Source organism: Microbacterium psychrotolerans, from assembly GCF_031085295.1.
Classification (GTDB): Bacteria; Actinomycetota; Actinomycetes; order Actinomycetales; family Microbacteriaceae; genus Microbacterium; species Microbacterium psychrotolerans.
In genome coordinates, this window is the sequence record NZ_JAVFWO010000003.1 from 858,010 (window position 1) to 877,760 (window position 19,751).

18 protein-coding genes, 1 tRNA gene and 1 riboswitch are annotated in these 19,751 nt (G+C 70.5%); of the genes, 16 read left to right on the forward strand and 3 right to left on the reverse strand.

What is annotated here, in order from left to right:
* Positions 1 to 5: 5 nt before the first annotated feature.
* The 5 genes from Q9R08_RS12840 to Q9R08_RS12860 all read left to right on the forward strand — a co-directional run bounded on the left by Q9R08_RS12840 (position 6) and on the right by Q9R08_RS12860 (position 5,108).
* Positions 6 to 989, forward strand: coding sequence for a CPBP family intramembrane glutamic endopeptidase (locus tag Q9R08_RS12840; RefSeq protein ID WP_308868435.1), 984 nt, complete (start codon positions 6 to 8; stop codon positions 987 to 989).
* Between the two features lie 41 nt (positions 990 to 1,030).
* Positions 1,031 to 1,096: riboswitch (guanidine-III (ykkC-III) riboswitch) on the forward strand.
* Positions 1,097 to 1,105: 9 nt separating this feature from the next.
* Complete coding sequence (locus Q9R08_RS12845; RefSeq protein ID WP_308868436.1) at positions 1,106 to 1,426, forward strand: DMT family transporter; 321 nt, start codon at positions 1,106 to 1,108, stop codon at positions 1,424 to 1,426.
* 238 nt (positions 1,427 to 1,664) lie between these two features.
* Positions 1,665 to 3,536: an alkyl/aryl-sulfatase gene (locus Q9R08_RS12850; RefSeq protein ID WP_308868437.1), complete on the forward strand. Its 1,872-nt coding sequence runs from the start codon at positions 1,665 to 1,667 to the stop codon at positions 3,534 to 3,536.
* Between the two features lie 115 nt (positions 3,537 to 3,651).
* Positions 3,652 to 4,122 carry a transglycosylase SLT domain-containing protein gene (locus tag Q9R08_RS12855; RefSeq protein ID WP_308868438.1) on the forward strand — a complete coding sequence of 157 codons (471 nt, stop codon included), beginning with the start codon at positions 3,652 to 3,654 and terminating at the stop codon, positions 4,120 to 4,122.
* A gap of 5 nt (positions 4,123 to 4,127) precedes the next feature.
* Positions 4,128 to 5,108 carry a cation diffusion facilitator family transporter gene (locus tag Q9R08_RS12860; protein ID WP_308868504.1) on the forward strand — a complete coding sequence of 327 codons (981 nt, stop codon included), beginning with the start codon at positions 4,128 to 4,130 and terminating at the stop codon, positions 5,106 to 5,108.
* Between the two features lie 90 nt (positions 5,109 to 5,198).
* Here Q9R08_RS12860 and Q9R08_RS12865 read toward each other — a convergent pair whose 3' ends face one another.
* Both Q9R08_RS12865 and Q9R08_RS12870 read right to left on the reverse strand, forming a co-directional pair.
* A complete protein-coding gene (locus tag Q9R08_RS12865) occupies positions 5,199 to 5,462 on the reverse strand; it encodes a hypothetical protein (protein ID WP_308868439.1) in 264 nt (87 codons plus the stop codon).
* Positions 5,463 to 5,550: 88 nt separating this feature from the next.
* Positions 5,551 to 5,889 carry a DUF7882 family protein gene (locus Q9R08_RS12870; protein WP_308868440.1) on the reverse strand — a complete coding sequence of 113 codons (339 nt, stop codon included), beginning with the start codon at positions 5,887 to 5,889 and terminating at the stop codon, positions 5,551 to 5,553.
* Positions 5,890 to 6,117: 228 nt separating this feature from the next.
* On the opposite strand from Q9R08_RS12870, the gene Q9R08_RS12875 reads away from it, so the two are divergent.
* Positions 6,118 to 6,190: transfer RNA gene (locus tag Q9R08_RS12875), tRNA-Arg, on the forward strand.
* Positions 6,191 to 6,255: 65 nt separating this feature from the next.
* Here Q9R08_RS12875 and Q9R08_RS12880 read toward each other — a convergent pair.
* Positions 6,256 to 7,080, reverse strand: a complete 825-nt coding sequence (locus Q9R08_RS12880) for an SGNH/GDSL hydrolase family protein (protein WP_308868441.1) — start codon at positions 7,078 to 7,080, stop codon at positions 6,256 to 6,258.
* Positions 7,081 to 7,240: 160 nt separating this feature from the next.
* On the opposite strand from Q9R08_RS12880, the gene Q9R08_RS12885 reads away from it, so the two are divergent.
* From Q9R08_RS12885 to Q9R08_RS12930, 10 genes are all read left to right on the forward strand, one after another.
* Positions 7,241 to 8,116, forward strand: a complete 876-nt coding sequence (locus tag Q9R08_RS12885) for a transglutaminase-like domain-containing protein (protein ID WP_308868442.1) — start codon at positions 7,241 to 7,243, stop codon at positions 8,114 to 8,116.
* A 53-nt stretch (positions 8,117 to 8,169) separates the two neighbouring features.
* Complete coding sequence (argS, locus tag Q9R08_RS12890; RefSeq protein WP_308868443.1) at positions 8,170 to 9,837, forward strand: arginine--tRNA ligase; 1,668 nt, start codon at positions 8,170 to 8,172, stop codon at positions 9,835 to 9,837.
* 2 nt (positions 9,838 to 9,839) lie between these two features.
* A complete protein-coding gene (locus tag Q9R08_RS12895) occupies positions 9,840 to 10,664 on the forward strand; it encodes an LmeA family phospholipid-binding protein (RefSeq protein WP_308868444.1) in 825 nt (274 codons plus the stop codon).
* 166 nt (positions 10,665 to 10,830) lie between these two features.
* Positions 10,831 to 12,285, forward strand: a complete 1,455-nt coding sequence (gene lysA, locus Q9R08_RS12900) for a diaminopimelate decarboxylase (protein WP_308868445.1) — start codon at positions 10,831 to 10,833, stop codon at positions 12,283 to 12,285.
* Entirely contained in the window at positions 12,282 to 13,595 is a 1,314-nt protein-coding gene (locus Q9R08_RS12905) for a homoserine dehydrogenase (RefSeq protein WP_308868446.1), read from the forward strand. The genes lysA and Q9R08_RS12905 overlap by 4 nt, the downstream gene beginning before the upstream one ends.
* A gap of 19 nt (positions 13,596 to 13,614) precedes the next feature.
* Positions 13,615 to 14,724, forward strand: a complete 1,110-nt coding sequence (gene thrC / locus Q9R08_RS12910; protein ID WP_308868447.1) for a threonine synthase — start codon at positions 13,615 to 13,617, stop codon at positions 14,722 to 14,724.
* A complete protein-coding gene (gene thrB, locus Q9R08_RS12915; RefSeq protein ID WP_308868448.1) occupies positions 14,721 to 15,686 on the forward strand; it encodes a homoserine kinase in 966 nt (321 codons plus the stop codon). Before thrC ends, thrB begins: the two co-directional genes overlap by 4 nt.
* 203 nt (positions 15,687 to 15,889) lie before the next feature.
* Positions 15,890 to 18,091, forward strand: coding sequence for a transcription termination factor Rho (rho, locus tag Q9R08_RS12920; RefSeq protein WP_308868449.1), 2,202 nt, complete (start codon positions 15,890 to 15,892; stop codon positions 18,089 to 18,091).
* Between the two features lie 6 nt (positions 18,092 to 18,097).
* Positions 18,098 to 19,192 carry a peptide chain release factor 1 gene (gene prfA, locus Q9R08_RS12925; RefSeq protein ID WP_308868450.1) on the forward strand — a complete coding sequence of 365 codons (1,095 nt, stop codon included), beginning with the start codon at positions 18,098 to 18,100 and terminating at the stop codon, positions 19,190 to 19,192.
* A gap of 121 nt (positions 19,193 to 19,313) precedes the next feature.
* Positions 19,314 to 19,712, forward strand: a complete 399-nt coding sequence (locus Q9R08_RS12930) for a phage holin family protein (protein WP_308868451.1) — start codon at positions 19,314 to 19,316, stop codon at positions 19,710 to 19,712.
* Positions 19,713 to 19,751: the final 39 nt, after the last annotated feature.

Here is a 19,751-nt window from a genome sequence, read left to right on the forward strand (position 1 = left end):
CCCGCATGCCCGCACACCCTGACGCTCCACCCGCGCCCGTCGTCGCCGCGTGGTCGTGGGGCGTGGTGCCCGCGCTCCTGGTGTGCCTGGCCGCGCCCGCCTTCTTCGTCCTGCGCGTGCCGTGGATCGGCTGGGTGCTGCTGGCGGCAGGGCTCGCCATCGCGGTGCTGACCGAGCGGACGGATGCCGGCGAGCACGGCCACCCCTCGCGCCTCGATCGCGTGGTCCCCGGCCGGCGGCGCGGCGATCGCGCGGCCCCCGACCGGCCGCGCGGCGAGCGCGCGGCCGCCGGATCCGACACCGCGGCGACCGCCGGCATCCGTCGCCCGCCGTCGCTGGTGCGCGACCTGTCGCTCATCGCGGCGGGCCTGCTCATCGTGAGCGCCATCCCGCTGAAGGCCGAGCTCGACAACCTCGCGATCCTGCGATTCGCGCTCGCCCTCGGCGGGGCGGTGGCGGTGCCGTACGCGATCTCGCGGTGGGTCTATCGCGACCACGCGATCCGCTTCCCCTGGCGCGGGGGCGGCCGCTGGACGCGGTTCCAGTGGACCTGGCTGGTGGCCGTGCTCGTGCTCGGGTGGCTGATCCTGCCGTTCTACTTCATCACGTCGGGCGTCTACCTCAACTGGCCGGTCGTCGACACGCCCGAGCTGATCGCACGGCTCTTCGTGGGGGTCGGCGCGGTCGGCATCTGGGACGAGCTGTTCTTCATCTGCACGTGCCTCGCCCTGCTGCGGCGCCACTTCCCGTTCTGGCAGGCGAACGTGCTGCAGTCGGTGGTGTTCGTGTCGTTCCTGTGGGAGCTCGGCTACCAGGCCTGGGGACCGCTGCTCACCATCCCGTTCGCCCTGCTGCAGGGCTTCATCTTCATGAAGACGCGATCGCTCGCCTACGTCGTCACGGTCCACCTGCTCTTCGATGCGGTGGTGTTCCTCGTGCTCGTCCATGCGCACAACCCCGGGCTGCTCGACGGGCTGTTCCTGGTGTGAGGGCTGCCCAGGAGGTGCCCAGCGGCACCGGCTAGGCTGGCGCACGGATCCCCGACCGGATCCCCGGACGACGGATCAGTACCCGGTGAGCGACAAGACTGGCCAGGAGCACAGCCATGTCGTGGGTCATCCTTATCGTCTCCGGAATCCTCGAGGCCGTCTGGGCCACCGCGCTCGGCAAGAGCGAGGGCTTCACCAAGCTCTGGCCGACCGTGATCTTCGGCGTCTCACTCGTGCTGAGCATGGGCGGGCTCGCGTGGGCCATGCGCGACATCTCCACCGGCACCGCCTACGCGGTCTGGGTGGGGATCGGTGCCGCGCTCACCGTGGCGTACGCCATGATCACGGGCGATGAGGCGTTCTCGATCGTCAGGATGCTGCTGATCGTCGGCCTCGTCGGCTGCGTCGTCGGCCTCAAGCTCGTTGGCCACGAGTGAGCCGCCGCTGAGAGGCACCCTGCCCGTGCCAAGGTGGACACGACCACCACAACGATGTGACGCTCGCGTTCGGTCGCGTCCGGCCGCCCACCAGGGCTCGCCTGGATGAGCTCGGACTGCTGTCCGGTCAGGCGTTCTTCGCCACCAATCGAGCGGCGGTCGCGGCGCTTGCCGACCGCGACGACGCTCCGCAAGACTGAGGATCTGGTCGTCCGGCCGGCACGAAAGGGAGAAGCACATGCAGCAGCGCGAGCCGGAAGCGTCGGTCAGAGAGGCTCAGGCGAAGGCCCTGGCGTCCCTGCCGTTCGATGACGTCGACGACTTCGCCGCGGCGGAGCGCGGGTTCCTCGGAACCCTCGACGACCCCCAGATCCGCAACGACAAGGGCGACGTGGTCTGGGATGCCTCCACCTACGACTTCGTGCAGGGTGACGCCCCCGACTCCGTCCACCCGAGCCTGTGGCGGCAGTCGAAGCTCGTGGCCAAGCACGGCCTCTTCGAGGTCGTTCCCGGCATCTACCAGCTGCGCGGGCTCGACCTCTCGGTGATGTCGGTCATCGAGGGCGACACCGGCGTGATCGTGGTCGACCCGCTGATCTCGGTCGAGACCGCGTCGGCGGCGATGGCGCTGTACCGCACGCATCGCGGTGACCGCCCGATCCATGCGGTGATCCACTCGCACAGCCACATCGACCACTTCGGAGGTGTGCTCGGCATCGTGGGCCCCGAGGAGGTCGAGGCGGGCAAGGTGCAGATCGTCGTGCCCGAGGGGTTCCTCGAGCACTCGGTCGCCGAGAACGTCTACGCGGGTGCCGCGATGTCGCGACGCGCCGGCTACATGTACGGCGCCGCGCTCGAGCGCGGGCCGCAGGGGCAGGTGGGTGCGGGACTCGGGCAGACCACGTCGACGGGCAATCCGACGATCCTGCCGCCGACGCTCGAGGTCAAGGCCACCGGTGAGAAGCACACCTTCGACGGCGTGGAGTTCGAGTTCCAGATGGCGCCAGGCACCGAGGCGCCGTCGGAGATGCACTTCTACCTCCCGCGCTACCGCGCGCTCTGCATGGCCGAGAACGCGACCCACACCCTCCACAACCTGCTGACGCTCCGCGGCGCCGTCGTGCGAGACCCGCACATCTGGTCGCAGTACCTCACCGAGGCGATCGAGCGGTACGGCGGCGAGGCCGAGGTGGTGTTCGCATCGCATCACTGGCCGACGTGGGGCAACGAGGCGGTCAACGGCTTCCTCGCCATCCAGCGCGATCTGTACGGATACCTCCACGATCAGACGCTGCGCCTGCTCAACCAGGGCTACAACGGCGCCGAGATCGCCGAGCTGATCCAGCTGCCCCCGGCGCTCGAGGCGTCCTGGAGCACGCACGGCTACTACGGGTCGGTCAGCCACAACGTCAAGGCGATCTACCAGCGCTACATGGGCTGGTTCGACGGCAACCCGGCGCGTCTGTGGCCGCACCCGCCCGAGGCTCTGGCCGAGCGGTATGTCGAGGCGATCGGGGGAGTCGACCGCGTGGTGGAGCTCGCGCAGACGGCGTTCGACGCCGGCGATTTCCGGTGGGCGGCGACGCTCCTCGACCACGCCGTGTTCGCCGACTCCGACCACGCCGCGGCTCGCGCGCTGTACGCCGACACGCTCGAGCAGCTCGCCTACGGAGCCGAGAACGGCACCTGGCGCAACTTCTACCTCTCTGGCGCGACGGAGCTGCGCGAGGGCAACTTCGGCACCCCGACGCAGACGGCGGCGCCGCTCATCATCGCCCAGCTCACCCCGGAGCAGCTCCTCGACGCGCTCGCCATCCGGGTCAACGGCCCGAAGGCGTGGGACCTCGATCTCGCGGTGGATCTGACCCTCACCGACCTCGGTCGCAGTTTCCACGTGACGCTGCGCAACGGGGTGCTGATCTACGTGGAGCGCGAGCCCGATGCCGCCACGCCGCTGCAGCTGACGCTGTCGAAGCTGCGCCTGATCCAGATGGCGGGCGGCGATACCCAGAGCGCGGGCATCGAGGTGCGCGGCGACACGGGCGTCCTGCAGCAGATCCTCGGCGTGCTCGACGAGGCCGATCCCGACTTCGAGATCGTCCTCCCGTGACCCCGGCTCCCGATGGCCGGCATCGCCACCGCGATGCCGGCCATCGGCGGTAGCAGTCCCGGCGCAGAGGGTCAAGGCGCTCCCCGCTGCCCGGGGGGTTCGCAAGACTCGGAGCATGAACCGGTGGCGACGCGTGTGCTGCGTGCCCCTGCTGGTGATCGCGCTGGGCGTCTCGGGTTGCGGCGTCACGGTGCCGAGCGACCCGCAGGGCACGCTCGATCGCGTGCGCGGCGGGGTGCTCCACGCCGGGGCGTCGGCCTCGGGCGAGCTCGTCACGGTCGACGGCTCCCAGGTGGGCGGCTCGCTCGCCGGACTCGTCGAGGGGTTCGCCGAGTCGGTCGACGCGAAGGTCGAGTGGACGGTGGGCAGCGAGGAGGACCTCGTCGATGACCTGGAGACCGGGGATCTCGACGTGGCGATCGGCGGGATGACCGACGCGACGCCGTGGTCGGCTCGGGTCGCCGTGACGCGGGCCTACGACACGATCCCCGGAGCGCGGGGTCCCGTGGTGCTGCTGGTACCGCTGGGGGAGAACGCATGGCAGGCCGCCATCGAGGGCTATCTCGATCAGGAGGTCGCGCCGTGAAGACCATGGGACGCACGGACCTGCCCCCGGAGCAGCAGAAGGCCCTTCGCAGCGCCATCCGCTGGGAATGGTTCACCATCGGCTACACCGTGGTGACGATCGGCGTCATCGCCCTGGTCGTCGGCGGGTCTCAGGCGATGAAGACCGCCTGGATCGAGGACATGCTCTCCCTCATCCCGCAGATCTCCTTCCTGGTCGCGCTGATCTTCATCCGTCGCCCGCCCACACGCGCCTTCCCGTTCGGTCTGCACCGCATGATGGGCGTCGGGCACCTGGTGGCAGGAGTGGCATTGCTGGGGGTCGGCGGCAACCTCGCGTACGAGGCGATCAGCGGTCTCGTGAGCGCCGAGCACCCCTCGATCGGCACCGTGTACCTCTTCGGGCAGACGATCTGGCTCGGCTGGTTCATGGTCGGGGTGATGAGCATCATCGTGATCGGCCCGTTCTTCTACGGCCACGCCAAGGCGAAGCTGGCGCCGAAGCTGCACAACAAGGTGCTGTACGCGGATGCCGACATGGCGAAGGCGGACTGGACCTCCACCGTGGCGTCGATCGTCGGCGTGCTCGGCGTCGGCATCGGCCTCTGGTGGCTCGACGGCGCCGCGGCCCTCTTCATCTCGCTCGGCATCGTGTGGGACGGCTGGCGCAACTCGCGCGCCGCCGTGCGCGATCTGATCGACCAGCGCGCCCGCACCGAGGACGATGCCCGCCCCCACCCGCTCATCGCACGCATCGCCGACCGCGTCGCCGAGTTCCCGTGGGTGCGCGAGAGCGCGGTGCGCATGCGCGACATGGGCCAGGTCTTCCACGTCGAGGTGTTCGCGGTGCCCACCCACGACGAGGTGCGTCTCGACGAGGTCGAGGAGGCGCGCACGGCTGTGGCACGGCTCGACTGGAAGGTCCAGGACGTCGTCGTGATCGTGACGGCCAGCCTTCCCGACGAGGCCGAGCCGGCGGCACGGCAGGAGTCGCACCGCGACGCGTGATCTGAGACACCGCGGCCGCTGGGCCCGAGCGCCCGGAGCTCCGAGCGATGCGCCGGCAGCCGCTGCAAGGGGCGGGGGACCGCGGCACGGTCAGCCCAGGTGCGGCGTTCCGTTCTCTGCGGACTCGCGGTCCGACGACGGCCCGGGATCCTCGTCGGGGACCGGAACGATCGCCAGCTGGACGCCCGGCGTCAGCAGCAGGTGCGCGGCGCGCATCTGGCCTTCGCCGTCATTCACCTCGAGCCAGTAGGGCCCTGCGATCATCCCCGCCTCGATTTCCTCCCGGAGGTCTTCGTAGCGGCGCCCTCCGATGCTGTAGTGCTCCCCGCCGTAATAGATGTCGATCCGCTTCATGATCGCTCCCGTCCGCGGGCTACACCGTCGCACTGCGCATCGGCCCGCGGCCAATGCCTTGACAACGGGACGGGGTTCCCGTAGTCGCTCAGCTGAGCAGCTCGTGCTCCGGCGAGGTGACCGGCGCCGACTGCGCCGGCTCGGGCACGAGATACAGGCCCGAGGGCGAGTTCGCGGTGTACGCGAGGGCGTCGATCCAGGCGGGATTCAGCTGGGGGGTGCGACTGCCGTAGAACTTGTACACGAGGGCGCAACGAGGGTGCACCCAGATCGTGGTGCGCCCGTCGCCGATGCTGACGTCGTCGCGCCACGTGAAGTGGAAGGGCTCTCCCCGCCGGAGCTTCGTGCCGATCACCAGCTGCAGGTGGGCGAGTGTCCGGTCGTCGAAATCGACCTTCACCGTCCCCTCGTAGGTCAGCTTGCCCATCGTGCGCCTCCGCTCTCGGCCTGCCGGCGAAGGTAGCGCGGGATTTGGCTGCAGGGCCGACGGCGATCAGGTACGACTTTGATCCTTCCCCTGAGAGCGGGTCCGGACCAGCCCTTGACACGGGACGACGGAGCACCTCGTGATCGATGTGGACCAGTCGTGGCGCGCTGCCGGCGGATGCCCGCGCGTGAAAGCCGACCGCGTCGGGATGGTAGTCTCGATCGGCACGCCTCCGTAGCTCAGGGGATAGAGCGTTGGTTTCCGGTACCAAAGGTCGCAGGTTCGATTCCTGTCGGGGGCACGAAAAAGAATCCCAGGTTCGCCTGGGATTCTTCGTTTTTCGGGCGGTCGTGGACCGGCCTCGGGTCACCGGGTGAGGGCGTCCCCGTCGTGTGGTGCGTCGGCCACGATCGCCGGCTGCTGCTCCATGCTCTCGATCGCGTCGCCGACCCGCCCGGCGAGGTACGCGTGGCCGTCGGTCGAGGGATGATCGCGGCCGATCGGACCGGTGTCGATGACGTCGAGATAGTTGGCGGTGGTGATCCAGTCGTCGGCGATCGGCGAGATGTACCACCAGCCGCGTGCGGCGGCCAGCTCGCGCAGGTCGGCGTCGATGCTCCGTGTGGAGCTCTCGACCGGCAGCACCTGCGGGGAGGGGCCGAGGATGACGATCGCGGCGTCGGGGTAGCGTGCCTCGAGCGCGTCCCAGGCCGCTGTCACGGCATCCCGGTAACCGGTCGGGTACAGCTTCCGGTCGTTGATCGAGCCTTCGACGATGATGATGTCGGGGTCGAGCGCCGGGTCGAGGGCGTCGATGCGCTCGCCGTAGGCCGGTCCGTCGAGGCCGGGCCTCAGATAGCCGCTGCCGCGCACCCCGTTCACGACCGTCTCGACGCCGAGCTCGTCGGCGAGCAGGTAGGCGAAACCGAGGGTCGGCACGGTCGCGGCGGACCCGTAGACCCACGAGTCGCCGAACACCAGCACGCGCGCATCGTCCTCGAGCACGAGAGGGGCGGGCGGGACGGATGCCGCGACCCCGGCATCGCCTTCTGCCACGGCTATGGGAGCCACCGGCTCAGGAGCGCCCCAGGGGCGCAGGACGGCGACGGCGCACACCGCAGCGACGGCCAGCGCAGCGCCCAGCAGGGGGAGCCACAGCCGCCGTGCGCGGGAGCGGCCGGGCGCGTGCATGAGAAGAGGGTAAGTCATCGATCGGCGAACACCGAACATGGGTCGTGAACAGGGGAATACGTGCGGCAGATCCTGAGGATCCGCGTGGCCGTCCGCCGGCTGCGGCCGAGCGTGTGGAAGTCCGTGCGGCGCAGTCGCCGCGGCGTGCGAGGATACTTCGGTGCAACGCGTCGTGACCGCTGAGATGGACCTCGAACTGGGGGCATCCGTCGACCTCATCTTCCAGATCGCGGCCGCCCAGGCGGTGCCGATCTCGAACGAGCAACTGACGTTCACGCAGGGCGATCGCGTGTACACGCCGACCGAGATCGTCGACCAGTCGGGGAGCCGGCTGCACCGCCTCACGGGCGAGCCGGGTCGCCTCGAGATCCGCTACGAGGCCACCGTCGACGGCCAGGCGTCGACGAGCCGCACGAGCGACCTCGAGGCCATCACCTACCTGCGCCCGAGCCGCTACGCGCAGTCCGACGAGGTGTTCCAGCAGGCCCGCCGGCAGTTCAAGGGCCTCTCCGGTCACGACCTCATCGCGGCGGTGTCGGAGTTCGTCTCGACGAGCACGACCTACACTCCGGGCCTCAGCCAGGGCACCGACAGCGCCGTGACGACTCTGATGACGGGGCAGGGCGTGTGCCGCGACTACGCGCACGTCGTCATCGCCCTGCTGCGCGCGATGGACATGCCGGCGCGCTACGCCGCCTGCTACGCGCCGGGCCTGCGCCCCATGGACTTCCACGCGGTCGCCGAGGCGTATCTTGACGGCGCCTGGTACGTCATCGACGCGACCCGCCTCGCGAACCGGAGGTCGCTCGTGCGCATCGCGACCGGGCGCGATGCCGCCGACTGCGCCTTCCTGAGCTACCACGGTGGCTATGTCGGCCTCACCCGCCTGCGCGTGGACGCGTGGGTGGTCCCGGACGCTGCGACCCTCGACGGCCTTCACGATCTGCCCGACGCCCGGTCGCTGAGCGAGAGCCTCACGGACGACGCGGCGGACCCCTCCGCCGATGATTTCGGAGCGCTCGTCCAGATCTCCTGACGCAGCGGCGCACAGCAGGGCGCGCGATCTCGGCGAACTAGACTGGGCTGGCTATGAATCCCGAAGCCCTCTCCGCCGCCCTGCTCGCCGTCGTCGCCCCGCTTGCGGAGGCACGACGACCCGGTGCGGCCGAGGGGCTGACCCCCGCGGATCTGCCGCTCGAGCGGCCCAAGAACCGCGACCACGGCGACTGGGCCTCGAATGCGGCGCTCAAGCTGGCGAAGGTCGTCGGTGCGAACCCGCGCGAGTTCGCGGCCGACATCGCCGCCGGGCTGACCGAGGTCGACGGCGTCGCGGGCGTCGAGGTCGCCGGTCCCGGCTTCATCAACATCCGGCTGGATGCCGCCGCCGCCGGTGCCCTCGCGAAGACCATCGTCGATGCCGGCGCCGCCTTCGGGTCGAACGAGTCGCAGCGCGGCAACACGATCAACCTCGAGTTCGTGAGTGCGAACCCGACGGGACCGATGCACATCGGCCACACGCGCTGGGCCGCGCTCGGCGACTCGATGGCCCGGCTGCTCCTGGCGAGCGGTGCGACTCTCGTGCGGGAGTTCTACGTGAACGACGCCGGTGCCCAGATGGATCGCTTCGGGCGTTCCGTGCTGGCCGCAGCGAAGGGCGAGCCGACCCCCGAGGACGGCTACCCGGGCTCGTACATCGACGATCTCGCCCAGCGCGTCCTCTCGGCGGTGCCCGACCTTCTGTCGCTGGCGGGCGACGAGCAGCTCGCCGTCGCGCGGGACCGTGCGTACGAGCTCCAGCTGGGCGACCTGCAGGCGTCGCTGGAGAAGTTCAACGTCCACTTCGACGTCTTCTTCAGTGAGCGGACGCTGCACGCGAAGGGACCGAACGGCGAGCCGAGTCTGGTCGACGAGGCGGTCGACCGCCTCCGCGAGCAGGGCCACGTCTTCGACGACGACGGCGCCGTGTGGGTGCGCACCACCGACTTCGGCGACGACAAGGATCGCGTCATCCGCCGCTCCAACGGCGAGTACACCTATTTCGCCGCCGACGCCGCCTATTACCTCAACAAGGGAGACCGCGGCTTCGCGCACAAGATCTACCTGCTCGGGGCCGACCACCACGGCTACGTCCACCGCCTGAAGGCGCTCGCCGGCGCGGCGGGTGACGATCCCGACAAGGACATCGAGGTGCTCATCGGCCAGCTCGTATCGGTCAACGGCGCGCGGCTGTCCAAGCGCGCAGGCAACATCATCGAGCTCGACGACCTGCGCGACTGGATCGGCACCGATGCCCTCAGGTACTCGCTGGCGCGCTATCCGGCCGATTCGCCGCTCACGCTGGACCCCGAGATCCTGCGCAAACGCACGAACGACAACCCCGTCTTCTATGTGCAGTACGCGCATGCGCGCACGCACAACGTCGGGCGCAACGCCGCGACATCCGGTGTCGACCGCTCCGAGTTCGCGCCCGAGCTGCTCACTCACGAGACCGAGTCGGCGCTTCTCGGCGCGCTGCAGGAGTTCCCGCGCATCGTCGGGTTCGCCGCCGAGGTGCGCGAGCCGCACCGCGTCGCCCGCTATCTCGAGGAGCTCGCCGGGCTCTATCACCGCTGGTACGACAACTGCCGCGTGATCCCGCTGGGCGACGAGCCCGTCGAGCCGGTTCACCGCACCCGCCTGTGGCTGAACGACGCCACGGGACAGGTGCTGCGCAACGGACTCGATCTGCTCGGCGTCACCGCACCGGAACGGATGTAGACATGGCCCACGGCGACACGCAGGCGACCGAACCCCTCCCCGACGACCTGGTGCCCACCGCGCCGGCGCCGGCTCCGCGGCGCCGCGTGTGGCCGTGGATCGTGGCGTTCGCGATCGTCGCGGTGCTCGCCGTCGCCGCGTGGTTCGCCGCTGACGCGATCGCACGCCAGATCGTGACCGGCGTGGTGCGCGACCAGGTGCGCACGCAGCTGGCGCTGCCTGCCGATCAGCAGATCGACGTCGCGATCGCGGGGGCCGTGATCCCGCAGCTCATCGGCGGCAGCATCGACGACCTCACGATCGCGTCCGACGACGTCACCTTCGGCGGCGTCACCGGCGATGTCACGGTCACGGCCCACGACGTGGCGGTGCGTGCCACCGGCGAGATGAGCGGCGCGACCGCAACGGTCTCGTTCGACGAGGCTCAGCTGCAGACGCTGCTGGCGACGGTGGAGGGGTTCCCCTCCGAAACCGTCGGCCTGGCGGCGCCGAACGTCACGATGTCGCTGGATCTGCAGCTGTTCGGCGTCGCCATCCCCATCGGGGTGGCGCTCACGCCCTCGGCGTCGGAGGGGCAGATCGTCCTCTCACCCGCCTCCTTCCAGCTCGGCGGCTCAGAGGTCACCGCCGACGCGCTGCGCGACCAGTTCGGCGGACTCGCTGACGCCGTGCTGCGCGACTGGAACATCTGCATCGCGCAGTACCTGCCGGCCGGTGTCACGCTCACCGGCGTCGAGGTGGACGGCGACCTCCTGGTGGCCGACTTCGGCGTCGACGGCTCGATCGCCACGGATCCCGCCCTTCAGCAGAACGGCACCTGCGCCTGAGACGGCGCGGGGCGTCACACGGCACGGGGGCCGGGAGCCGTGTGCCCTAGACTTCTAGCACCGCCGGAGACCCGTGTCAGCGCCAGGGCGTGACCCCTCCGGCAGGCAGAGCCGTACCACCATCCCCGGACGGCCACGCGTCGAAGCTCCCACCGATTGGTCCACCGTGTCCGCCGACCCGCACATCCGTTCCGTCGCTCCCGCCTGGCTGGAACGTCCCGCCGACGCGAACGCGCTCGCCGCCGCGGTCTGGCCGATCGCCGCGACGCGTGACGAGACCGGCGTCCTCGAACTCGGCGGCATCGCGGCGACGGCATTGCGCGACCGGTTCGGCACGCCTCTCTATGTCGTCGACGAGGACGAGGTGCGCGCCACCGCGCGGCGCACGCTCGACGCCTTCCGTGCGGCCGCCGCGCTGCACGGCGTACAGGCCCGCGTGTACTACGCCGGCAAGGCGCTGCTGACCACCGAGGTGGTGCGCTGGGTGACCGAGGAGGGGCTCGCGGTCGACGTCTGCACCGGCGGCGAGCTGGCGGTCGCCCTCGCGGCCGGCGCCGATCCGGCGCGGCTCGGCTTCCACGGAAACAACAAGTCCGTATCCGAGCTCGAGCGCGCCGTGGAGGCGGGCGTCGGGTCCATCGTCATCGACAGCCTCATCGAGATCGAGCGTCTCGCAGCGATCGTCGAGCGCCGCGGCGTCTCGCAGGCGGTGCTGCTGCGGGTCAACAGCGGGGTGCACGCCGAGACCCACGACTTCCTCGCGACGGCCCACGAAGACCAGAAGTTCGGCTTCACGCTGACGGATGCCCCCGCCGCCGTCGCCCGCATCCGCGAGCTGCCCGGCCTCGAGTTCGTGGGTCTGCACTGCCACATCGGCTCGCAGATCTTCGGCACCGCCGGATTCGAGGAGTCCGCCGCACGCATCGTCGAGCTCCACGCCGAGCTGCGAGAGGGCGGCGAGCTGCCGGTGCTCAACCTCGGCGGCGGCTTCGGCATCGCCTACACGTCCGTCGACGACCCGACGCCGATCGAGGCACTGGCGCTCGGCATCGCCGAGGCCGTGGCGCGGCAGTGCGAGGTGCGCGGCATCCCGGTTCCCCACCTCGCTTTCGAACCCGGCCGCGCCATCGTCGGACGCGCGGGCGTGACCCTCTACGAGGTGGGCACGACCAAGCCCGTCGCGCTCGAGAGCGGCGACACGCGCCTGTACGTCAGCGTGGACGGCGGCATGAGCGACAACGCCCGCCCCGCCCTGTACGGTGCCCAGTTCTCGGCGCGGATCGCGTCGCGCACGAGCGACGCCGAGCCGGCGCTCGCGCGGGTCGTCGGAAAGCACTGCGAATCGGGCGACATCGTTGTGGACGCCGAGTACCTCCCCGGCGATGTGTCGCCTGGCGATCTGCTCGCCGTGCCCGCGACCGGCGCCTACTGCTTCTCGCTCGCGAGCAACTACAACTACGTTCCCCGCCCGCCCGTCGTGGCGCTGCGTGGGGGAGAGGCGCGCGTCATCGTGCGCGGCGAGACGATCGACGATCTGCTCGCCCGCGATGCCGGCCTCGAGACGGCTGTGTTCGAAGCTGGGCGTCCCCTCGCGGACGCACCGATGGAAGGGACCGCATGACCGACTACCGCCGCCTCCGCGTCGCACTGCTGGGAGCCGGAGCCGTCGGCTCGCAGGTTGCGGCGCTGCTGCGCCAGCACGCCGACGAGCTCGCCGACCGGGCGGGAGCGCGGCTGGAGCTGGTCGGCATCGCGGTGCGCGACGTCGACGCCAAGCGCGACGTCGAGCTGCCCTCCGAGCTGTTCACCACCGACGCGGACTCGCTCATCGTCGGCTCCGACATCGTCATCGAGCTCATGGGCGGCATCGAGCCCGCGCGCACGTACCTGCTGCACGCGATCAACTCGGGCGCCGACGTCGTGACCGCCAACAAGGCGCTCCTGGCGACCCACGGCCCCGAGATCTTCGACGCGGCCGACCAGGTGGGCGCCGAGGTCTACTACGAGGCTGCGGCTGCCGGTGCGATCCCGATCATCCGCCCGCTGCGCGACTCGCTCGCCGGCGACCGCGTGCAGCGCATCATGGGCATCGTCAACGGCACGACCAACTACATCCTCGACCGCATGGACACCGAGGGCGCCGAGTTCTCGCAGGTGCTCGCCGACGCGCAGCGGCTCGGATACGCCGAGGCGGACCCGACGGCCGATGTCGAGGGCTACGACGCCGCGCAGAAGGCGGCGATCCTCGCGAGCCTCGCGTTCCACACGACGGTGCCGCTCGAGGCGGTGCACCGAGAGGGCATCTCGTCGATCGACTCGTCGATGATGGACGCCGCCCGCCACGCCGGCTACGTCATCAAGCTGCTGGCGGTGTGCGAGCGCCTGACCGAGGAGTCCGGCGAGTCGATCTCGGTGCGGGTCTACCCCGCGCTCATCGATCGCGCCCACCCCCTCGCCAGCGTGCACGGCGCCAACAACGCGGTGTTCGTGCAGGCCGAGGCCGCGGGCAACCTCATGTTCTACGGCGCCGGCGCCGGCGGCGTGCAGACCGCGTCCGCCGTGCTCGGCGACGTCGTCTCGGCGGCGCGCCGCCACATCGCCGGCGGTGTCGGCGTCGGCGAGTCGACGCTGGCGAACCTCCCCATCGTCCCCGTCGGCCGCGTCACCACGAGCTACCAGATCACGCTCGAGGTCGACGACCAGCCGGGAGTGCTCGCGACGGTCGCGGGCATCCTCAGCGAGGGTCGCGTCTCGATCGCCACCGTCGAGCAGACGGTCGTCGAATCGGGTGATGGCACGGGCGGCGTCGCGCGACTGGTGATCGGCACGCACAAGGCGTTGGAGCAGGACCTGAGCGAGACGGTGGACCGACTGGCCGCCAGCGGCGTCGTGGAGCGCGTCGTCTCGGTTCTGCGGGTCGAAGGCAACTGAGGGTCTGAAGGAGACTGACATGGCACATGTTTGGCGCGGAGTCCTCCGCGAGTACGCAGATCGTCTGGGCGTGACGGATGCCTCGACCGTGGTCACCCTGGGAGAGGGCGGGACGCCGCTGCTGCCGGCGCCGGCGCTGTCGCGCCGCACCGGCACCGACGTCTGGGTGAAGTTCGAGGGCATGAACCCCACGGGGTCGTTCAAGGACCGCGGCATGACGGTCGCCGTGTCGCGTGCGATCGACCACGGCGCCAAGGCCGTGATCTGCGCCTCGACGGGCAACACGTCGGCCTCGGCAGCCGCCTATGCGGCGCACGCCGGCATCACGGCGGCGGTGCTCGTTCCCGAGGGCAAGATCGCGATGGGCAAGCTCAGCCAGGCCGTCGCGCACAACGGTCGTCTCATCCAGATCCGCGGCAACTTCGACGACTGCCTCGAGATCGCGCGCGAGCTGGCCGACAACTACCCGGTGCACCTCGTCAACTCGGTCAACCCCGACCGCATCGACGGCCAGAAGACCGCCGCGTATGAGGTCGTCGAGCAGCTCGGCGACGCCCCCGACTTCCACTTCATCCCGGTCGGCAACGCGGGCAACTACACCGCCTACACGCGCGGCTACCGCGAAGAGGCCGACGCCGGTGTGTCGACCCGCGTCCCCCGCATGTTCGGCTTCCAGGCCGAGGGCTCGGCGCCGCTGGTACGCGGCGAGGTCGTGCGCAACCCCGAGACGGTGGCCAGCGCCATCCGGATCGGCAACCCCGCCTCCTGGGACCTTGCGCTCGAGGCGCGGGCGGCGACCGACGGCTACTTCGGCGCCATCGACGACGACCGCATCCTCGCCGCGCAGAAGCTCCTCGCCGGCGAGGTCGGGATCTTCGTGGAGCCGGCATCGGCGATCAGCGTCGCCGGGCTGTTGGACCGCGTCGAGGCCGGCGTGGTGCCGCAGGGCGCGCGCGTCGTGCTCACCGTCACCGGCCACGGCCTCAAGGACCCGCACTGGGCGCTGCGCAACGCCGACGGCTCGGAGGTCGAGCCCACCGTGGTCGACGCGACGACGTCGGAAGTGGCATCCGTCCTCGAGCTCGCCCCCGCTGTCCAGCCTGCCGAAGCACAGGGACCGCGCGCGTGAGCGCAGCCGTCGTGCCCGCCTCCGGCCACGGCGCCCTCTCCGGGCGGCGGGTCGTGGTGCGGGTTCCGGCGACGAGCGCGAACCTCGGGCCCGGATTCGACACGCTCGGCCTCGCGCTGAGCCTGTACGACGAGCTCGATGTGACGGCGCTGCCCGAGGGCGAGCTCGAGATCGAGGTCGAGGGGGCCGGCGCCGCGGACGTGCCGCGCGACGCCTCGCATCTGGTGGTGCGGGCGATCGCGTACGCGTTCGAATCGGCAGGGCGACGGATGCCGGGGCTCCGCCTCATCGCCCGGAACGTCATCCCGCACGGCCGAGGCCTCGGCTCGTCGGGTGCTGCGGTGGTGTCGGGCCTGCTCGCCGCGAAGGGACTGCTCGAGGGCGACGTGGAGCTCGGCGCGGATGCTCTGCTGCGTCTGGCGACGGAGCTGGAGGGCCACCCCGACAACGTGGCGCCCGCGCTGTTCGGCGGTCTCACGATCGCCTGGGTCGACGACGGGGGACCGCAGCACAAGAAGCTCCTCGTGCACCGGGGCGTCTCGCCACTCGTCTTCGTGCCGGAGTTCACGATGTCGACCAAGCTCGCGCGCAGTCTGCAGCCCACGCAGGTGCCTCGGGAGGACGCCGTCTTCAACGTGTCGCGCTCCGCGCTGCTGATCGCGGCGCTCACGCAGAGCCCCGAGCTGCTGCAGGCGGCCACCGAGGACAAGCTCCACCAGAGCTACCGTGCGAGCGCCATGCCCGAGACCGACGGTCTCGTTCGGGCGCTCCGTGCGGAGGGCTTCGCGGCGGTCGTGTCGGGGGCGGGTCCGAGCGTGCTCGTGCTCGCCGACGGCCCCGGCAGGCGCCTCGAGGCGGCGGCTCTGGCGGACGCCGTGACCGACACCCCGTGGGAGGCGCTCATGCTCGCCGTCGACTTCAAGGGTGGTACAGTGAGGGAGTACGCGGAGGGTTCCACGTAATACGTGAATCTGGCCTCCGTCGCAAATCTGCGAAACCACCGCACGGCATTTCTGACCTGCCGACGTCCGCTGAGCACCCTCGCGGTCCCTCACCCCGTCGGCGGGAGTTTCGACAGGCGTGACAACTGATCGAGACGGGCAGACGCCACCCGCAGTGCTGTGCGAGTCGTGCACATTCGTTCGTTTTTCACAAGGGAGAACTCGTGGAGTCCATCTCCGAGGTCCATGCTGACGTTCCGGCCGACGAGCGCGCGGAAGCGCCCGAGGGTGTCGAGAACGCCGAGACCATCGAAGCCCCGGCCGACGCCGTGGCCGAAGAAGCCGTGATCGAGGCCGTCGCCGCCGAAGAGGTCGCCGAAGAGGCCGTAGCCGAGGCCGTCGTGGCCGACGCCATCGCCGATGAGGCCGTCGTCGAGGCCATCGCCGCCGAAGAGGTCGCTGAGGAGGCGGTCGCCGAGGCGATCGCGGCCGAGGATGCCGGCGACCAGGCTGCCGCAGAGGCCGCTGAAGCCGTCGCCGAGGAGGCCGTGGCCGAGGCGCTCATCGCCGACGCCGTCGCCGAGGACGCTGTGGCCGAGGCCGCCGCCGCCGACGCCGTCGCCGAGGAGGCCGTCATCGAGGCGGTCGTGGCCGAGGCCGTGGCTGAGGAAGTCGTCGCCGAGGAGGCCCCGGCAGCGCCGGTGAAGGCCCCCCGCAAGCGCGCGCCGCGCCGTGCCAAGAGCACCGACGTCGCACCGGCCGAGCCCGTCGAGGCACCGGTCGAGGCCGCTGCCGACGCCTCGCCCGCCGAGGCTGCGCCCGCAGAGGCCACCCAGGCAGAGGCCGCGCCGGCCGAGTCCGCGCCCGCCGAGGGCGGCGAGAACGCCGCCGAGGCGGCATCCGTCTCCACAGACGCGACCGCGGCCGACGCCGAGTCGGGTGACGGCGAGCAGGCCGCCGAGGGCGAGGGTGCCGAGGCGCCGTCTCGCGGGCGCAGCCGCAGCCGCAGCCGCAGCCGCAACCGCAACCAGAATGCACAGGGCGGTCAGGGCCAGCAGGCGCAGACCACCCAGGGCGATCAGAACCAGAAGGCTCAGCCCGCCACCGCCGAGCCGGCCAAGGCAGAGACGCCCGAGGACGACCAGCAGTCGCAGGGCAACGGCCGTGGCCGCCAGCGCAACAAGCGCCGAGGCACGCAGGCCGCCACCGGTGACGAGTTCGACACCGAGATCGGCGAGGACGACGTCCTCATCCCGATCGCCGGCATCCTCGACGTGCTCGACAACTACGCGTTCGTCCGCACGTCCGGCTACCTGCCCGGTCCGAGCGACGTCTACGTCTCGCTCGGACAGGTCAAGAAGTACAACCTCCGCAAGGGCGACGCGGTCGTCGGCGCCATCAAGCAGCCGCGCGAGGGCGAGCAGTCCAGCCGCCAGAAGTACAACGCGCTGGTCAAGGTCGACGCCGTCAACGGCCTCTCGGTCGACGACGCCGCGACGCGTGTCGAGTTCGGCAAGCTCACGCCGCTGTACCCGCAGGAGCGCCTGCGCCTCGAGACCGGTCCCGAGAAGCTGACCCAGCGCATCATCGACCTCGTCGCGCCCATCGGCAAGGGCCAGCGCGGCCTCATCGTCGCGCCGCCCAAGGCCGGCAAGACGATCGTGCTGCAGCAGATCGCCAACGCGATCTCGATCAACAACCCCGAGGTCCACCTCATGGTGGTGCTGGTCGACGAGCGGCCCGAAGAGGTCACCGACATGCAGCGCACCGTGAAGGGCGAGGTCATCGCCTCGACCTTCGACCGTCCCGCAGAGGACCACACCACGGTCGCCGAGCTCGCCATCGAGCGCGCGAAGCGCCTCGTGGAGCTCGGTCGTGACGTCGTCGTGCTGCTGGACTCGATCACGCGTCTGGGCCGTGCGTACAACATCTCGGCGCCCACCTCGGGCCGTGTGCTCACCGGTGGCGTCGACGCGTCGGCGCTGTACCCGCCCAAGCGCTTCTTCGGCGCCGCGCGCAACATCGAGAACGGCGGATCGCTCACGATCCTCGCGACCGCGCTCGTCGAGACCGGCTCCAAGATGGACGACGTCATCTTCGAGGAGTTCAAGGGCACCGGCAACAGCGAGCTGCGCCTGTCGCGCCAGCTCGCCGACAAGCGCATCTTCCCGGCGGTCGACGTCAACGCGTCGAGCACCCGCCGCGAGGAGATGCTGCTCTCGCCCGACGAGGTCAAGATCACCTGGAAGCTGCGTCGCGCGCTGGCGGGTCTCGACCCGCAGCAGGCCCTCGAGGTCGTGCTCGGCAAGCTCAAGGAGACGTCGTCGAACGTCGAGTTCCTCGTGCAGATGCAGAAGTCGATCCCGGCTCCCACGAGCGGTCACAGCGGCGGACGCAGCCACGCGGACGACAACAGCATCCGCTGATCCCCGATGGTCGAGCCCGCGATGTTCGATTCCGTCCGGGCGCTGATCGACGAGCACCGCGCGGTGCAGGAGGAGCTCTCCGACCCCGCGGTGCACGCCGATGCGGCGCGCGCCAAGCGGGTCAACCGGCGCTACGCCGAGCTGTCGCGCATCGTGAAGGCGCACGAGGACTGGCTGGCGGCATCCGATGATCTGGATGCCGCCCGCGAGCTCGCCCGTGAGGACGAGGCGTTCGCCGAGGAGGTGCCCGCACTCGAGGCGCGCCTCGGCGACGCCCAGGAGCGGCTGCGGCGGCTGCTGATCCCGCGGGACCCCGACGACGCGCGCGACGTGATCATGGAGATCAAGCAGGGCGAGGGCGGCGCCGAGTCGGCGCTGTTCGCCGCCGATCTGCTGCGCATGTACCTGCAGTACGCCGCGTCGAAGGGGTGGAAGACCGAGCTCCTCGAGCGCAACGAGTCCGACCTGGGCGGCTACAAGGACGTTCAGGTCGCGATCAAGGGGTCCTCGTCCGACCCCGCACAGGGCGTCTGGGCGCACCTCAAGTACGAGGGCGGCGTGCACCGCGTGCAGCGGGTGCCGGCGACCGAGTCGCAGGGGCGCATCCACACGTCGACCACCGGCGTGCTGGTGTTCCCCGAGGTCGATGAGCCCGAAGAGATCCACATCGACCCGAACGACCTGAAGATCGACGTCTTCCGCTCGTCGGGTCCGGGCGGGCAGTCGGTCAACACGACCGACTCGGCGGTGCGCATCACGCACGTGCCGACGGGGATCGTCGTGTCGATGCAGAACGAGAAGTCCCAGCTGCAGAACCGCGAGGCCGGCATGCGCGTGCTGCGTGCACGCCTGCTCGCCAAGCAGCAGGAAGAGCTCGAGGCAGCGGCATCCGACGCCCGCAGATCGCAGATCCGCGGCATGGACCGGTCCGAGCGCATCCGCACGTACAACTTCCCCGAGAACCGCATCGCCGACCACCGCACGGGGTACAAGGCGTACAACCTCGATCAGGTGATGGACGGCGCACTCGAGCCGATCATCGAGTCGGCGATCACCGCCGACGAGGAGGCGCGCCTCGCCGCCCTCGCGGACACCCCCTGACTCCGCCTCCCGCCGCGGAGGGCGGGTGATCCGCGGGAGCAGGGCGCACGTGATCGAGGGCCCCGCAGAACGGGTCGCCCGGGTCCTCGGGGGAGGGATGCCGCGACGCTAGGCTTCGAGCGTGCTCACGTTCCTGATCCGCGCCCTCATCTTCCTCGTGGCGGCGGCACTCGGCCTCATCGCGGCCGACCTGATCCTCCCCGGGTTCTCGCTGCACTGGGACGACTGGTGGGGCATCGTCCTCGCGGTCGTCATCTTCGCCGTGCTGCAGAGCATCCTGGCGCCGTGGCTGTTCAAGATCACGCGCCGGCACGCCAACGCGCTCATCGGCGGCATCGGCCTGCTCTCGACGTTCGTCGCGCTCCTGATCGCCGTGCTCATCCCGGCGGCCGGCATCGGGATCGACGGCCCTGTGGCATGGATCATCGGAACCCTCATCGTGTGGCTGGTGACCGCGCTGGCGACGTGGCTGCTGCCGCCGCTGTTCATCAAGAACAAGGTGCAGGACCGCCGCAGCTGACGACGGAAGATAGGGATTCCTCCCGATCCCGCGGCGACT

Coding starts and splice junctions, on each gene's coding strand:
- thrC (WP_308868447.1), top strand. CDS start 13,615: ATGGCACATGTTTGGCGCGGAGTCCTCCGCGAGTACGCAGATCGTCTG.
- Q9R08_RS12840 (WP_308868435.1), top strand. CDS start 6: ATGCCCGCACACCCTGACGCTCCACCCGCGCCCGTCGTCGCCGCGTGG.
- argS (WP_308868443.1), top strand. CDS start 8,170: ATGAATCCCGAAGCCCTCTCCGCCGCCCTGCTCGCCGTCGTCGCCCCG.
- Q9R08_RS12880 (WP_308868441.1), bottom strand. CDS start 7,080: ATGCACGCGCCCGGCCGCTCCCGCGCACGGCGGCTGTGGCTCCCCCTG.
- Q9R08_RS12905 (WP_308868446.1), top strand. CDS start 12,282: ATGACCGACTACCGCCGCCTCCGCGTCGCACTGCTGGGAGCCGGAGCC.
- Q9R08_RS12895 (WP_308868444.1), top strand. CDS start 9,840: ATGGCCCACGGCGACACGCAGGCGACCGAACCCCTCCCCGACGACCTG.
- Q9R08_RS12845 (WP_308868436.1), top strand. CDS start 1,106: ATGTCGTGGGTCATCCTTATCGTCTCCGGAATCCTCGAGGCCGTCTGG.
- prfA (WP_308868450.1), top strand. CDS start 18,098: ATGGTCGAGCCCGCGATGTTCGATTCCGTCCGGGCGCTGATCGACGAG.
- Q9R08_RS12860 (WP_308868504.1), top strand. CDS start 4,128: ATGGGACGCACGGACCTGCCCCCGGAGCAGCAGAAGGCCCTTCGCAGC.
- Q9R08_RS12850 (WP_308868437.1), top strand. CDS start 1,665: ATGCAGCAGCGCGAGCCGGAAGCGTCGGTCAGAGAGGCTCAGGCGAAG.
- Q9R08_RS12870 (WP_308868440.1), bottom strand. CDS start 5,889: ATGGGCAAGCTGACCTACGAGGGGACGGTGAAGGTCGATTTCGACGAC.
- Q9R08_RS12855 (WP_308868438.1), top strand. CDS start 3,652: ATGAACCGGTGGCGACGCGTGTGCTGCGTGCCCCTGCTGGTGATCGCG.
- Q9R08_RS12865 (WP_308868439.1), bottom strand. CDS start 5,462: ATGAAGCGGATCGACATCTATTACGGCGGGGAGCACTACAGCATCGGA.